The organism is [Clostridium] symbiosum ATCC 14940 (assembly GCF_000466485.1).
Taxonomy (GTDB): domain Bacteria; phylum Bacillota; class Clostridia; order Lachnospirales; family Lachnospiraceae; genus Otoolea; species Otoolea symbiosa.
Window position 1 is genome coordinate 14,066 of sequence record NZ_KE992844.1, and the last position, 15,903, is coordinate 29,968.

At 49.2% G+C, this 15,903-nt stretch carries 11 protein-coding genes; 10 read left to right on the forward strand and 1 reads right to left on the reverse strand.

Features of this window, described 5'->3' with window-relative positions:
- The 10 genes from CLOSYM_RS23170 to addA all read left to right on the forward strand — a co-directional run.
- Positions 1-197, forward strand: a 197-nt coding sequence (locus CLOSYM_RS23170) for a hypothetical protein (RefSeq protein WP_207638256.1), incomplete at its 5' end; no start/stop codon positions are given.
- A 422-nt stretch (positions 198-619) separates the two neighbouring features.
- A complete protein-coding gene (gltX, locus tag CLOSYM_RS04945) occupies positions 620-2,074 on the forward strand; it encodes a glutamate--tRNA ligase (protein WP_003498577.1) in 1,455 nt (484 codons plus the stop codon).
- Positions 2,075-2,171: 97 nt separating this feature from the next.
- A complete protein-coding gene (locus tag CLOSYM_RS04950; RefSeq protein WP_021641204.1) occupies positions 2,172-4,007 on the forward strand; it encodes an ATP-dependent helicase in 1,836 nt (611 codons plus the stop codon).
- 4 nt (positions 4,008-4,011) lie between these two features.
- Positions 4,012-4,542 carry a cob(I)yrinic acid a,c-diamide adenosyltransferase gene (locus CLOSYM_RS04955; protein WP_009296231.1) on the forward strand — a complete coding sequence of 177 codons (531 nt, stop codon included), beginning with the start codon at positions 4,012-4,014 and terminating at the stop codon, positions 4,540-4,542.
- 15 nt (positions 4,543-4,557) lie between these two features.
- The gene (locus CLOSYM_RS04960) at positions 4,558-4,974 is read left to right on the forward strand and encodes a hypothetical protein (RefSeq protein ID WP_021641205.1); all 417 of its coding nucleotides are present in this window, start codon (positions 4,558-4,560) and stop codon (positions 4,972-4,974) included.
- Positions 4,961-5,182 carry a hypothetical protein gene (locus CLOSYM_RS23350; protein WP_021641206.1) on the forward strand — a complete coding sequence of 74 codons (222 nt, stop codon included), beginning with the start codon at positions 4,961-4,963 and terminating at the stop codon, positions 5,180-5,182. Before CLOSYM_RS04960 ends, CLOSYM_RS23350 begins: the two co-directional genes overlap by 14 nt.
- A gap of 204 nt (positions 5,183-5,386) precedes the next feature.
- A complete protein-coding gene (locus CLOSYM_RS04965) occupies positions 5,387-5,731 on the forward strand; it encodes a DUF1292 domain-containing protein (RefSeq protein ID WP_003498569.1) in 345 nt (114 codons plus the stop codon).
- Between the two features lie 180 nt (positions 5,732-5,911).
- Positions 5,912-7,333 (forward strand): RNA polymerase factor sigma-54, encoded by a 1,422-nt coding sequence (rpoN, locus tag CLOSYM_RS04970; protein WP_021641209.1) that lies wholly within the window; start codon positions 5,912-5,914, stop codon positions 7,331-7,333.
- Positions 7,334-7,546: 213 nt separating this feature from the next.
- Positions 7,547-11,074 (forward strand): helicase-exonuclease AddAB subunit AddB, encoded by a 3,528-nt coding sequence (gene addB / locus CLOSYM_RS04975; protein ID WP_003498564.1) that lies wholly within the window; start codon positions 7,547-7,549, stop codon positions 11,072-11,074.
- Positions 11,034-14,702: a helicase-exonuclease AddAB subunit AddA gene (gene addA / locus CLOSYM_RS04980; protein ID WP_021641210.1), complete on the forward strand. Its 3,669-nt coding sequence runs from the start codon at positions 11,034-11,036 to the stop codon at positions 14,700-14,702. Before addB ends, addA begins: the two co-directional genes overlap by 41 nt.
- Before the next feature lie 166 nt (positions 14,703-14,868).
- Here addA and CLOSYM_RS04985 read toward each other — a convergent pair whose 3' ends face one another.
- Positions 14,869-15,807: a LysR family transcriptional regulator gene (locus CLOSYM_RS04985; RefSeq protein WP_021641211.1), complete on the reverse strand. Its 939-nt coding sequence runs from the start codon at positions 15,805-15,807 to the stop codon at positions 14,869-14,871.
- Between the last annotated feature and the right edge of the window lie 96 nt (positions 15,808-15,903).

The window sequence follows — 15,903 nt, forward strand, 5'->3', positions numbered from 1 at the left end:
AGGACGCCGCCGGTACGGCCGGCGGACGGGGTGGATTTATAAGTCTTTCGTCCCGGGGGAGGATTGGCGTGAGTTGGGACTGCAAAGAAGATATAGTCTGCGGAGCATGTTTTCACTCGGTGGAATGCATCGCGCTGCTAAGCCCGACAGGACCTCTCAAATCAGCGATGGATTCCAAAGGCGTCCGCAGACTATAGTAGTTGTTTGAGTCTATTTGTTGGAAATTTGATATATTGGATGTTTAAACAGATTGAGCGGAATTAAAGCCGGAATATTATTACCGGATTTAATTCCGCTCAATTGGCTGTAATTGATGGCGGTGCCCTATACGCCAAGCCACCCGTTTTAGGGATGACGCCCCCTGAGGCAGGAGACAATCAGCGTCCGGAGCGGACCGGGTCCGGTGCCGCGAAAACCTTCGCCTACTTCCCCCTCCACGACCAACCTCCCACAGGGACGGAAGACTCAGCCAGTCCCCTCACCACACCGGCCCCGGTCCGCTCCGGACGCGTCCTCCATTCTCAACTAAATAAATCATAAAGCCCCATTGAATACTAACTTGTTTTTTTCCAGTCTTCGTTATATAATGGATTTTATCAATGATTAGGAGTGTGGAACTATGACGAAAATCAGAACGAGATACGCGCCCAGCCCGACCGGCAAGATGCACGTAGGAAATTTGAGAACTGCATTATATGCTTATTTAATTGCCAAACACGAGGATGGAGATTACATTCTTCGTATTGAAGATACAGATCAGGAACGTTTTGTCGAAGGTGCAACGGAGATTATCTATAATACTCTGATTGATACCGGCCTTAAGCATGATGAAGGCCCTGATATCGGCGGCCCGGTGGGACCGTACGTACAGAGCGATCGCCAGAAACAGGGGATCTATATGGAATATGCCAAAGTGCTGTTGGACAAGGGTGAGGCGTATTACTGTTTCTGCGGACAGGAAAGGCTGAACAGCCTGAAGAGGACGGTGAACGGCGAAGAGATTATGACCTATGATAAACACTGCCTGAACCTGACCAAAGAAGAGGTGGAAGCAAACCTAAAGGCAGGTATGCCGTTTGTCATCCGCCAGAATAATCCGAGCGAGGGAAAAACTACGTTCCATGATGAGATTTACGGTGACATTTCAGTAGATAATTCAGAGCTGGACGATATGGTGCTGATTAAATCAGACGGCTACCCGACTTATAACTTCGCAAACGTGGTTGATGACCATTTACAGGGAATTACCCATGTTGTCCGCGGCAATGAGTATCTTTCCTCCTCCCCGAAATATAACCGTCTTTACGAGGCATTCGGCTGGGAAGTGCCGGTCTATGTACACTGTCCGACCATCACTAATGAGGAACATAAGAAGCTGAGCAAAAGAAGCGGCCATTCCTCCTACCAGGACCTGATTGAACAGGGATTTATTTCCGAGGCGGTCGTTAACTTTGTCGCCCTGCTCGGATGGTCGCCTGAGAACAATCAGGAGATATTCTCACTGGACGAGCTGGTAAAAGAGTTTAATTATAAAAATATCAGCAAATCTCCGGCCGTATTTGATATGGTTAAGTTAAAATGGATGAACGGAGAATATATTAAGGCCATGGACTTCGAACGCTTCTACGAGATGGCTGAGCCGTATATCAGGAAGGCAGTCACTAAGGAGCTGGATCTGAAGAAGATTGCTTCCATGGTAAAAACGAGAATTGAAGTGCTGCCGGATATCGAAGGCCATATTGATTTCTTTGAGGCGCTTCCGGATTATGATACGGATATGTATATCCATAAGAAGATGAAGACGACGAAGGAATCCTCCCTGGAAGTGTTAAAGGAGCTTCTTCCGGTTCTTGAAGCACAGGATGACTATTCAAATGACGCACTTTACACGGTCCTTTCCGGTTATGTGGCCGAAAAGGGAGTTAAGACCGGATTTGTGATGTGGCCGATCCGTACCGCTGTGTCCGGCAAGCAGATGACACCGGCCGGGGCGACGGAGATTATGGAAGTTCTGGGCAAGGAGGAATCCCTGAACAGAATCAGAAAAGGAATTGAGATTTTGTCGGAATCATAGTGAAGTGAAGCAGATTTTCACCGCCGAACAATACGGAGGAGTGCTGGGGATTTCAGCACTCCTTTTGAGATATTTTACAGGAACAGGATAACCGGATATGGAATTTGGCAGGACACAGGAACAGGCGATACGCCACAATGAGGGGCCGATGATGATACTGGCCGGCCCCGGCTCGGGGAAGACCACGGTAATTACCCAGCGAATCAAATATCTGACGGAAAGCTTGAATATCAATCCGGCGGACATTCTGGTTATAACATTTACCAGGGCCGCAGCAGAGGAGATGAAGGAGCGCTATATCCGTCTTACAGGGAACGCTTCCAGAGTTACCTTCGGAACGTTTCACTCGATTTTTTTCCAGATTCTGAAGCTGGCATACCGTTACACTGCGCAGAACATTGTCAGGCCGGAACAGCAGATGCAGCTTATAAGGGAGCTGGCAGGCAAAGAAGAGCTTGAACTGGAAGATGAGAATGAATTTATTTCTTCTATTTTGAGTGAAATCAGCTCCGTAAAAGGGGAAATGATTGATTTGCGGCATTATTATTCCAGGAACTGTCCGGATGAGACATTCAGAAGAATCTGCAGCGGATACGAAGAGCAGATGCGGCGTTTGGGCCTCATCGACTTTGACGATATGATGGTTATGTGCCGGCAGTTGTTCCTGGAGCGCCAGGATATTCTGGCGGCATGGCAGAGAAGATACCGTTATATCCTGATTGATGAATTTCAGGATATAAACCGTCTGCAGTATGAGATTATACGGATGATAGCAGAACCGGAGAATAATCTGTTTATTGTCGGGGATGATGACCAGTCTATCTACCGGTTCAGGGGCGCTAAGCCGGAAATTATGCTGGGGTTTGAAAGAGATTACCCCGGCGCGGGGAGAATCCTCCTCGATGTTAATTACCGCTGCACAGAAGAGATTGCAGGTCCGGCCATGCGTCTGATCGAGAATAATGAAAAACGCTTCAGTAAGAAGATCAGGACGAACGGTGCCAGGGGGAAGCAGATTATAACCAGGATCTGGCAGGACAGCTTTGAGGAGAACAACAGGATTGCGGAGGAGATAAAAGCATATCAGGCTGCGGGATACCGCTACGGTGATATAGCGGTTCTCTACAGGACGAATTCCGGGCCGAGGCTTTTGATGGAAAAGCTGATGGAATACAACCTCCCGTTCAAAGCCAGGGATTCCGTCCCCAATCTGTATGAACACTGGATATCCCGGAATATACTTACCTATATCAGAATTGCCCTTGGAAGCCGGGAACGGGCGGATTTCCTTCAGATTATCAACCGGCCGAAGCGGTATATCAGCCGTGACAGCTTAAGAAATCCCCAGGTATCCTTCAATGAATTAAAGGAGTGGTATCACGATAAAGACTGGGTGGCGGACCGGATAGAAAATCTGGAATATGATTTAAAGGCAGTCAGCCGCATGTCGCCTCTGGCAGCGGTGAATTACATACGCCAGGGAGTGGGATACGACGGTTTCCTGGAGGAATTTGCAGCGGGACGCAGGATGAAGCCGGAAGAGCTTTTTGAGACTGCGGATCAGCTGAAAGAAAGCGCCGCCGGATTTAAGACATTTGAAGAATGGTTCCGTCACATAGAGGACTATGGGGAGGAACTGAAACGCCAGGCCCAGGCCGGATTGAAGGAAAAAAGCCAGGACGCAGTCACACTGGCGACGATGCACGGTTCGAAGGGTCTGGAGTTTAAGATTGTCTATATACTGGATGCCAATGAGGGAGTGACGCCCCATGGCAAAGCGGCTCTGGATGAGGATATGGAAGAAGAAAGACGGCTGTTTTATGTGGCGATGACAAGGGCCAGGGAACGCCTTCATGTGTACGCTGTAAAAGAACGTTATCATAAGAAGGCGGAGCTTTCAAGATTTGTGGAAGAATACCTTTGTAAGGAGTGAAATCATGGGATATATACACATCTACTGCGGTGACGGAAAAGGTAAAACCACGGCTGCAGTCGGCCTGGCCGTCAGAATGGCGGGCAGCAATGGGCAGGCTGTGATGGTCCGGTTTCTGAAAAACGATGATTCCGGTGAAGTGGATTGTCTGAGACAGATTAAAGGGATTACGGTAATACCCTGTAAAAAAACGTTCGGTTTTACCTGGCAGATGACAGAGGCTGAAAAACGGGAAGCTTCGGCTTATTATAAAGAGCTTTTTGATGAGGCGGCAGACCTGGCTCTTTTAACGGCGGAGCAGGGACAGACGCTCTTTGTCATGGACGAGGTATGTGCGGCCGTCAACAGCGGACTGCTGCAAAAGGAACAGGTTCTTGCTTTTCTGGACCGCTGTCCCGACAGCCTGGAGATAGTGATGACAGGGCGGGAACCGGCGCCGGAGTTTATACAGAGAGCCGGCTATATATCAGAGCTCATAAAGGTACGCCATCCCTTCGACAAAGGGGTGCCGGCAAGAAAAGGGATTGAATATTAATCGGGAGGACAAAGGATGAAGGGCGTAAGAGGCAAAACCCCGGTCAGAATGGTGACGGCCCAGGAGAGGGAGGCTTTGAGACAGGAGATTGAAGGAGAGCATCCGGGATATTTGGATGAGAACCTGAAACTGACGACAATTGTTAAAACATTTACGGGTATAAGAGTTCTTTACGGACTATATTATCTGCTTATCACGCTGATATACGGTCTTCAGTTCACACAGGGGATATTTACGATATTCAGCGCATTTGTATTTTATCTGTGGTACTCCTGGATGCTGAAGGCAGGGAAAGGCGTTGCCGTACTGATGCTGGTTCTCAGAGGGTTCAGTATTGTAACCGGAGGCGTTTCAATTCTTGGGATGTCCTACTGGCTACCGTATCCTCTCGTTTTTTACATTGACAACGGCGTGCGTAATGGAATTTTGTGAGGCGATTTTCTGCATCTACATACTGTTTAACAGGAATGCATCTACGGTGATCCGCCTGAACCGGGATTGTGAAGCGCGTTTGGCACGTGGTGTTTCCGCGGGGACACTGGAAAAGATGGCGGAGTATAAAAATCCCTATACAGGAGATAATGATTCCGGCAGCGGGGAACCCAATGCCGGGGAAGACAAAGACGGGAAAAACGATTGACGCGTCGCTGTCCGCAGACGAAATTCAGCGGGGATATTTATTTTCAATGCCTGTAAAAATCCGGCATACTGTGGCTGGGAACGCAGTGAATGAAAAATATCCTTGATTTTTCTCACGGCCTCTGATAAAGTGGAGTTGGAAAGTTAGAAAAAAGTAAATATGCAATTATAATTGCCTGCCGTTTGGCAGAAGAAAGAGGTTAAGATGGAAGACAAAAAGAATATGACTCCGGAAGAAATGGACAATCAGGAGGAGATGACGGTAACACTCACCCTGGATGATGGAAAAGAGCTGGAGTGTGTTGTACTTACTATCTTTCCGGCAGGAGATAAAGAATATATCGCCCTCCTTCCGATGGAAGATGCGAATGATGAGTCGGATGAGGGAGAAGTATATCTTTACCGCTACTCAGAAGATGAGAACGGCCAGCCGAATCTGGAAAACATTGAAGACGACGATGAGTATGAGATCGTTGCCGATGCCTTCGATGAACTGTTAGACGAGCAGGAGTATGATGAAGTAGTCGGAGAAGACGAATTAGACGATTAAAGTAAACGGTAGGGGTCACCGCCTTCAATCAAAGAAAAGCTCTCTCTGCATTGTGCCGAGGGAGCTTTTCGATTAAGGAATCCCGAGAGGGGGGATTCCTTTCGGAGTACATCTTGCAGACATAATTTTACAGACACGCTCCGGGGATAAAGCGGGCGGCAGATAAGAGGGGTGGTTACAGTGGAACTCAGACAGGAACAGAAACTAAAACAGACCTTATCACAGAATATGCTTCAGTCTACAGAAATTCTTCAGATGGGACAGCTGGAGCTTAAGGAATATCTGGAGGATCTGGCACTGGAAAATCCGGTGGTGGATATGGACGAGATGCGTTCCGAAAAGTCATCGGACGACAAAGGGGAGAGTAACGAAGATTTTATCAGGAGGCTGGAAGAGCTGCAGAGCGTGGACGCTCAAAACCGCCAGTATTATCAGGACGAGCAGGATGAGGCCAGCCGTTTCGAACCGGCAGAAAGACCTGGGATGGATTTAAGGGATGCCCTGATGGAACAAATCCTGTTTATGAAGATCTCAAAGGAAGAATTCCGTATTTTAGAATATATGATATTAAATCTGGACGACAACGGCTATCTGACGGAGGATCTGCCGCTTCTGTGCAAGGAGCTTAAGATTTCGGAAGAAGACGGTGAACGGATGCTTAAGGTACTCTGGAAACTGGAACCAAAGGGAACAGGGGCCAGGAATCTCAGGGAGTGTCTGCTGATCCAGCTGGAGGGCGGCAGTGAGGTGGATGAGCTGGCCCGCCGGATCATTGAAGACTATCTGGAGGAACTTGGCAGGAACCGGATGGAGATTATTGCCAGGAAGCTGAAGTGCAGTATGGATCAGGTGCTAACGGCTTCCGATCGGATACGGATGCTGAATCCGAGGCCGGGAAGCGGCTTTGGGAGCGGTAAATATCAGAAATATCTGGTTCCGGACGTGCTGGTGGTCAAGGCAGAAGGCCGTTTTCAGATTATAATCAATGATGAGACATATCCGCAGCTTTCCATCAATCCGTATTATCTGACCCTGATGAAGGGGGAGGATTCCGGGGAAGCAGCCGGATATATTAAAAATAAAGTGAAACAGGCGGAATGGGTATGCCATTGTGTGGAGCAGAGAAACAGGACGCTCTATCTGCTTGTGCAGGAAATTCTCAAGGCTCAGATTGCTTTCTTTGAAGGCGGCAGAGGGAAACTGACGGCACTGACCCAGAGAAGCGTGGCTGAAAAGCTTGGAATGAATGAGTCTACCATCAGCCGCGCCGTACGGGAAAAATACCTCCAGTGCCAATGGGGCCTGTTCCCGCTGCAATTTTTCTTTTCCAGGGGAAGTATCCAGACCTGTCCGGCGGCAGAAGCAAAAAATTCGCCTTCCGAAAAGGCAGGCGGCGCCGGTGCGGAGGCGGTAAAGGAACAGATTCGGATTCTGGTTGCGGGCGAAGATAAGAAAAAACCGTACAGTGACAGGATACTGGCAGAAAAACTCGGGGAAGCCGGATTCTCGATATCGAGAAGAACCGTTGCAAAATACAGGGAAGCGATTGGAATTGCCGATGCATCGGGAAGAAAGGTTTTCGAACGGAAAAACACGCTGTGACATGCTCTGAAAAAGGGGGAGGGCCAGCAGATTAGACCTGCTGGCCGGAGTATGAAAAAGTCTGTCTAAGGCTCTTGCCTTGTTCACTTATTACTATACAGCAGAAATGTGGCTAAAATATGTGCGTGGAATAAAACATTTATAAAAACTATTGATAAAATCTAAAGAAAATGTGGATTAAATAGTTATAGTTTACCAATCAGAGGAGAATATATGTCATTACAATTCATTATCGGCGGCTCAGGCTCCGGCAAGACCCGTCGTCTGTACAACGATTTGATAGAGCAGGCGGCAGGGAATCCGGACGGCCGCTATTTTGCTATCGTACCGGAACAGTTTACCATGCAGACACAGAAAGATATTGTAACGCTGCATCCCTGTCACGGCGTTATGAATATTGACATTGTCAGTTTTGAACGTCTGGCCTACAGGATATTTGAGGAGCTGGCGGTGGAGAGCCTGGCCGTTCTCGATGATATGGGAAAGTCTATGGTGCTGCGCAAGGTGGCGGCAGGAAAGAAAAGGGAACTGAAGCTGTTCGGCAGTCATCTGGACAAGATAGGTTTTATCGGGGAACTGAAATCCATGCTGTCGGAGTTTTTTCAGTACGGCATAACGGCGGAGGTTTTGGAAGAGCTTGTCTCGGAGGCGGATAAGGAAAACTGGAGCGCGATGCTTAAACAGAAGCTGAATGATATGGTAGTGCTGCACCGCGCATTTAAAAAATATACGGAAGATAAGAAATGCATTGTGAAGGAAGAAATTCTGGAAATGCTCTGCCGCGTTCTCCCGGATTCAGAGCTTATCAGGGGCAGTGTGGTGACACTGGACGGTTATACCGGTTTTACGCCCGTACAGTACCGCCTTCTGGAGCTGCTGCTTCAGTACTGCCGGAGAGTAGTGGTAACTATTACAATGGATCCGGAAGAAAATCCGTACAGGGAAAGCGGTCCTTCCCATCTCTTCCATATGAGCAAGCACACGGTGTGCAGGCTTACGGATTTGGCCGCACAGACGGGGGCTGGAAGGGAAGAGGATATCCTTCTTTTGCAATATCCGGCTTACCGGTTCAAAAACAGCCCGGAGCTTCAGTTCATTGAAAAGGAACTGTTCCGTTTCCGCGGCCGTAAATACGAAGAATCGTCAGGTGCGCCGGGCGTTGTGCTGTTCCAGTCCGACACCCCTTTAAAAGAGGTGCAGATGATAGCCGGCGAGATAGAGCGCCTCATTAAGCAGGAAAAATACCGTTACCGTGATATTGCGGTGGTGACCGGAGCGCTGGACGACTATTCCAGAGAAATAGTGCGCCAGTTTGAGACAAACAGAATACCGGCTTTTATAGATTATAAAAAAAATATTATGGGAAATCCGATGGTGGAGCTTCTGCGCGCAGCCCTTGAGGTCATGCAGAAGAATTTCTCTTACGAGAGCATGTTCCGCTATCTGAAAACCGGGCTGGTAACGGATAAGCAGGAGATGTTAAGCCGTCTGGAAAATTACGCTCTGGCCCTCGGCATCCGCAGCTTTAAACGGTGGGATATGGCCTGGGAGGCCGTCTACCGGGGAGCCGAGCTTATCAATCTGGAGGAACTGAATGCATTCCGGGAAGAGATACTCACGCCCCTGAGACCGTTAAAAGACGTGTTTGGCAGCCGTAAATCTACGGTACGTGAGAAAACGGAGGCTCTGGTGCATTTTCTGGAGGCGCTGCATATCGAAGAAAAGCTGCAGGATTATGAAGCGGAATTCCGGGAAACAGGAGAGGTGAGCCTTGAGAAGGAGTACAGCCAGGTATACGGCCTTGTTATCACATTATTCGACAGGATAACGGCCCTCCTGGGGGATGAGGCAGTTGGGAAAAAAGAATATTCAGACATTCTGGACGCCGGCTTTGAGGAGATTAAAGTGGGTCTTATTCCGGCTGTTGTGGACCGTGTTGTGGTGGGAGATATCACGAGAACCAGGCTGTCCCACATCAAGGTGCTGTTTTTTGCGGGAGTCAATGACGGGATTGTTCCGTCTGCGTCAGGAAGAGGCGGAATCCTTACCGAAGCAGAGCGCAGGAGCCTGAAAAGCCGTCAGGTGGAGCTGGCGCCGACTGCCAGGGAGGAAGGCTTTTTACAGAGACTCTATCTGTATTTGGTTATGACAAAACCTTCCGACCGTCTGTACCTCTCCTATGCAGCTTCATCCTCAGACGGAAAGAGCCTGCGGCCTTCCGGGCTGATTGGCCAGGTGTTAAAAATGTTTCCGGAAAAACGTGTGATGAGGGCCGATGAAAAACAGATGGCTGCCTGGTCTTTACCTCTTGGAAAACGCCGGGTTATCGAGGGACTGAAGGATTACGGCAGCAGCAGGCAAGACAGCCGGTTTATGGAGCTGTTCGGCTTTTTTTTACGTTCCGAATTGTACCGGGACGAACTCAGGCAGCTTGTGGAGGCGTCGTTTTATACATATGAGGACAGGGGAATCGGAAGAACCGCGGCAAAGGAGATATACAGTGCAACCCTTCACGGCAGCGTTACGAGGATGGAACAGTACGCCTCCTGTGCCTATGCCCATTTTCTGGCTTATGGCCTCGAACTGTCGGAACGGCCGGTCTATGAGCTGGCGGCCGCCGACATCGGCAATCTGTTCCATGGCTCCATCGACCTCTATTTTAAACGAATGAAGGAGGAAAACCGTTCCTTCCGGGAGATTTCTGAGGAAGACAGAAAAAAGCTGGTGTCGGAGTGCGTCTCTGATGTGACGAAGGATTACGGCAATACGATTATGTCCAGCAGCGCCAGGAATCAGTATCTGGAGCGCAAGGTCCGCCGGATTACCGACCGGACGGTGTGGGCATTGACCGAACAGCTCAAAAAGGGAGATTTTGAGCCGGCCGGCTTTGAGGTGACATTCAGTCCGGCGGATAACTTAAAAGCGATGAAAATTCCAGTTTCAAAGGAGGAGGCTATCCATCTGAAAGGGCGGATTGACCGGATCGATCTCTGTGAAGACGGAGATCTGCTTTACCTGAAGATTATAGATTATAAAACCGGAAAGACAAAATTTGATTTGATGGAAGCGTATTACGGGCTTCAGCTCCAGCTTGTGGTTTATATGGATGCGGCTCTTGAAAAAGAACAGAGGAAGCACCCTGATAAAAAAGTAGTTCCGGCCGGTATATTTTACTATAATATAGCGGATCCGATGGTGGAGCGGAAGAAAGAGATGGATGAGGAGGAGACGAAACAGGCGATTTTAGAACAGCTCAGAATGAATGGACTGGTTAACGCAAAGCCGGAAGCCGTAGTGCATCTTGATAACCGTCTTGATTTTTCATCCTCCCGGGGAGAGGATTCCTCGGTGATTCCCGTATCGGTCAAGAATGAGGAAATCGCGAAGAAGTCCTCTGTTGCCGGAGAGAAAAGGTTTGAAGCGTTGGGAGCCTTTGTCAACCGGAAGCTTAAGAATATGGGGCGTGAGATTCTGGACGGGCGTATTACCGTGGCGCCCTTTAAAAACGGGAACCGGACGGCATGTGACTTCTGCCCGTACCACAGTGTCTGCGGTTTTGACTTAAAAACAGATGGGTACGGATACAGGCGGTTTGATAAGCTGAACCCGGAAGATATCTGGCAGGAGATTGACAAATACGCACCAAAAGACGGCGGGACAAACGGAGATAGCCGAAGCGGAGAAAGGAGGAAGACGGAAGATGACAGTGAACTGGACGAAGGAACAGAAAGCCGTAATTGAGAGCAGAAACCGGAATCTGCTCGTTTCCGCCGCTGCGGGAAGCGGTAAGACAGCGGTTCTGGTTGAACGAATCATCAGAATGATAACCGGCGATAGCCCAATCGATATCGACCGGCTTCTTGTCATGACTTTTACGAAGGCAGCTGCGGCAGAGATGCGGGAGCGTATCCAGGCGGCGATAGAAAAAAAACTGGAAGAAGATCCCGGGAATGAGCATCTGCAGCAGCAGGCCGTCACGGTACAGTTTGCCCAGATTACGACGATTGACAGTTTCTGTCTACATATTCTGAGGGAACATTTTGACTGCATTGATATTGACCCTGCATTCCGGGTCGGCGACGAAGGGGAGATGCTCCTGCTGCGCGCCGAAGTTTTGCAGGAACTGATGGAAGACTCCTATGCAAATGGAGGGGAGGCATTTGAGCGCTTTGTCGATACGTATTCGATCGGCAAGGCGGACGGCGGGATTGAAGATTACATTATGCAGGTTTTTTCATTTGCACAGAGCAATCCCTGGCCTGATAAATGGTTCGAGCATTGCAGAAAAGAGCTTGAAACAACGGATTTTGGAGAACTGGACCGGACGGAGTGGATGCGGTTTCTGCTTGAAGACGTCAGAACGCAGGCGGAGGAGTGGGAACGGCAGCTTGAGGATGCGGTAAAGCTCTGCATGGAAGAAGACGGGCCTGAACCTTATCTGCCGATGGTAAATGAGGATCTGTGCAACGTAAGGCAGTTGATTTCGGCCTGCGGTTCATATCTGGAATTCAGTTCGGCTGCTGAGCGGTTCACGTTCTCAAGAATGGCGGCGATCCGGGGAAAGAATTCCACGGTAAATCCGGATAAAAAAGAAGCGGTATCTGAATGCAGAAAGCGCATTAAGAAATCAGTTGAGAAGATGCGGGAGCAGTATCTGTTCGAATCACCGGAGAAAACCCTGGAGGACATGGAGGCAGGGAAGGAGTCCATCCTGATGCTTCTTGCGCTGGCGGAGGAGTTTGCAGCCCGGTTCAGGGAAAAGAAGCGGGAAAAAAATGTGGTCGATTTTAACGATCTGGAGCATTTTGCCCTGGAGGTCCTGACAGAGGCAGGAACCGGAACGCCCGGTCCTGTGGCCGACGAATTGAGCCGCCAGTTCGACGAGATACTCGTTGACGAATACCAGGACAGCAACCTGGTGCAGGAGACCCTGATTCACTGTATTTCCAGGGAGCGGTTCGGCAGTCCCAATGTTTTTATGGTGGGGGATGTGAAGCAGAGCATTTATAAGTTCCGTCTGGCCCGCCCGGAGCTGTTTCTGGAAAAATATAACAGCTATACGTCGGAAGAAAGCCTCTACCAGAAGATAGAACTGCACCAGAATTTCAGAAGCCGCGATACCGTGTTAATGAGCATCAATGATATCTTTTTCAGGATTATGACAAAGAAGCTTGGGAATATTGAATATACGGATGAGACGGCTCTTCATCCGGGGGCGTCCTTCGAGCCGTATGAAGGACGGAAACAGGGAGAACTGGATACGGAGCTGCTTCTTATCAACACGGCGGGCAGTGAGCTTGAGGGGCTGGACGATGATATTTCCGATTATACGGCCAGGGAGCTGGAGGCCGGCATGATAGCCGGAAAAATCAGGGAGCTGACCGGCGAAGAAAACGGCATGGCGGTCTGGGACAAGGATGAGAAATGCTACCGGCCTGCCAGATACGGGGATATTGTCATCCTTTTGCGGAGTGTCAGCGGCTGGGCGGAAAGCTTTACGGAGATACTGGCGCACCAGGGAATACCGGCCTTTGCGGAGTCCAGAACCGGATACTTTGATACGGTTGAGGTGGAAACCGTCTTAAATCTTCTGGCTGTCATCGATAATCCGATTCAGGACATACCGCTTGCATCCGTTCTGAAAGCTCCTTTTTGCGGCCTGGCAGACCGGGAGCTGGCTCACATTACTGCAGTCTGCAAAAGAAACATTGAGAAAGGCCGGGACAGAGGACTGTATTCGGCGGTCATGAATTTTCTTTCGGAGAGCCGGGCAGATTCTGAACACGGGCCGGAAGGAGAAAAGTCGGGGACTGATGAGCTGTTTAATGATGCCGCGATTGCGGAAAAGCTTGAAAAGACTGTAAAATTGATTGAGGGGCTCCGGAAGATGGCCGTCTATCTGCCGATGCACAGCCTGCTCCACCGGATTTTCGATCTGACGGGATACTACGACTATGTTTCTGCAATGCCGGCCGGGGAGACGAGGAGAGCCAATCTGGACATGCTTGTTGAGAAGGCTTCTTCCTATGAGGCCACAAGCTACCGGGGCGTATTCCATTTCATCAAATATATCGAAAAGCTGAAAAAGTACAATACGGATTTCGGGGAAGCGTCAACAGTTAACGAACAGGGCAATACGGTGCGGATCATGAGCATCCATAAGAGTAAGGGGCTGGAATTCCCGATCGTTATTGTTGCCGGAATGGGGAAAATGTTCAACAAACAGGATACAAGAGGAAAAATCCTTATAGACTCTGAATTCGGCATTGGAACGGATTATCTGGACAGCAGGAAACGCCTGAAGGGTCCCACGCTTAAAAAGAATGTAATGAAGCGCAGGATGGAGCTGGAGGCTCTGGGTGAGGAACTTCGTGTTCTCTATGTGGCAATGACAAGAGCCAAGGAAAAGCTGATTATGACGGCTTCGGATAAGAATCTGGACGGAAGAATGGAAAAATGGAGACAGATTTCCCTTTACGGAGGTCAGGTACCCTATACGATTCTCACAATGGCAGGGTCCTGCCTGGACTGGCTTCTTATGAGCATCCGTGAAAGCGGCTGCCGGATATCGGTTACCAGGGTAAAAGCAGAGGATCAGCTTGTAAATGAGATAGAAGAGCAGCTTTCCAAAAAAGTCTCCAGGGAGGAGCTGTTAAACCGGGATCCGGATCGAATTTACGATGCAGCTTACCGTAAGAGGCTGGAGACATCCTTCCACTTCCGTTATCCATATGAAGCCGATGTGGCCCTGAATACGAAGATGTCGGTTTCAGAGCTGAAAAAAGAAGGGATGGAGGCGGAAGAGGAGACGGCGTTCCTCCCGACCCTGCCGGTTTTTATGGAAGAGGAAGAGGTGAGGGAGGGAGGCACATCCAGAGGTACGGCCTACCACCGCGCTATGGAGCTGCTGCCCTTCAGCCAGATCACGTCGGAAGATGAGGTGACCCGTCTTCTCAACCAATATACAGAAGAGGGGAAGCTGGCGAAAGAAGCCAGAGACATGATATGGCCGCCCGATATCTATCGTTTTTTCACCACCAAGCTGGGGAAAAGGATGCAGGCGGCGGCACAATCAGGAAAGCTGTATAAAGAGAAACAGTTTGTGATGGGAATACCGGCCCGCGAGATGGGGGACTGGGACTCGGACGAGCTGGTTTTGATCCAGGGTATCATCGACGCCTGGTTTGAAGAGGAAGATGGCCTGATACTGGTCGATTATAAGACAGACTATGTGAACGATACCCAGATACTGGTTAAACGTTACAAAACGCAGCTTGATTATTACGAGAAGGCACTGACTCAGATGCTGGGAAGGAACGTGAAGGAACGCTATATCTATTCCTACCGGCTGGGGCTTATTGCTGTTTGATAAGATAGAATCCCGCTCGCGGGATTCTCCGCCCGCGGAGGGGCGCTGCGGCGGCATAATTTCCTGCCGCCGCAGGCATTGGCTCACTTAACGAGTGTAACGAGCTTAGTGAACAAGCCCTCTTTAGGGTTGCGATCCTCCGCAAAGCGGTTTCATACGTTCATTTCTATTTTATATTTTTCAGCCGGTTTTTTAAACTGTCTGAGAATTCCTGTGTCATTGGATTAACGGGAACATTCCTTGGCAGTATGTAGCCGAATTCTATGCTGTCGTTGCAGTCGTCTATCGGAATTGACAGTACCTGATAGGCTGATGTCTGGGTTGTAAAATCGTGGATTCCGATTCCGTAAAAATCACTGCAGGAAATCAGGTGGAGCAGTGAAGCGCGGCTTGTCAGATAGGCCATTCTGGAACCATAATTCAGGTTATATTGAGAATCCTGGGAGAATATACGGTATGTAAAATCTTCGCATTGTCCCAGATACCTGGCAAAACCGTAAGGCGCCAGGGTATGGAGATTGACAGGTTTTCCTTCCCTGATAAGCGGGTGGTTTGTGGAAACCAGGATGTGCGGTTTTACATAGCACAGAAAATGGTAATCAAGAGACTGGGAAGCCAGTCTTGCCTTAAACTCACCGTGGCGTCTGCCGTCAAAATGCAGAACACCGATATTGGCCTGGCCCGAATATACGTCTTCAATCACTTCATCCGCCGTACCTTCACTGAGCCGGTGGATAAATGAAGGATTATCCTTGTGCTTTAATACCACTTCAATAAAGCTTTCCATAATATGGGAATACTTTGTCATGGAAACCACCAGCGAGTGCCCGGTGTCACTGCATGAACTGCGGAACGTCTCCATTTTTTCCACTTCGCGGATTATATTTTCGGCATGGATCATAAAATCCTCCCCGTCAGGGGTAAGGGAAACGCCGCCCCTTGTGCGCTGGAACAAAACGGCGCCAACGGCATTTTCAAGTTCTTTGATGATCTTACTCAGATACGGCTGGGAAATAAAGAGGCTCTGGGCGGCTTTATTGATGGAGCCGAGCCTGGCAACGGTGATGAAATACTCCAGATGCTTTAAATTCATATCCATATTCATTAAAAATCCCCTCCCAAAAGACAGTTACAGTATATCACATTGGGGGATTGTTTGAAAGAAATAGATTTAACTGAGGTTGGGAGGACGCGCCCGGAA

Coding starts and splice junctions, on each gene's coding strand:
- gltX (WP_003498577.1), top strand. CDS start 620: ATGACGAAAATCAGAACGAGATACGCGCCCAGCCCGACCGGCAAGATG.
- CLOSYM_RS04950 (WP_021641204.1), top strand. CDS start 2,172: ATGGAATTTGGCAGGACACAGGAACAGGCGATACGCCACAATGAGGGG.
- CLOSYM_RS04955 (WP_009296231.1), top strand. CDS start 4,012: ATGGGATATATACACATCTACTGCGGTGACGGAAAAGGTAAAACCACG.
- CLOSYM_RS04960 (WP_021641205.1), top strand. CDS start 4,558: ATGAAGGGCGTAAGAGGCAAAACCCCGGTCAGAATGGTGACGGCCCAG.
- CLOSYM_RS23350 (WP_021641206.1), top strand. CDS start 4,961: ATGGAATTTTGTGAGGCGATTTTCTGCATCTACATACTGTTTAACAGG.
- CLOSYM_RS04965 (WP_003498569.1), top strand. CDS start 5,387: ATGGAAGACAAAAAGAATATGACTCCGGAAGAAATGGACAATCAGGAG.
- addB (WP_003498564.1), top strand. CDS start 7,547: ATGTCATTACAATTCATTATCGGCGGCTCAGGCTCCGGCAAGACCCGT.
- addA (WP_021641210.1), top strand. CDS start 11,034: ATGACAGTGAACTGGACGAAGGAACAGAAAGCCGTAATTGAGAGCAGA.
- CLOSYM_RS04985 (WP_021641211.1), bottom strand. CDS start 15,807: ATGAATATGGATATGAATTTAAAGCATCTGGAGTATTTCATCACCGTT.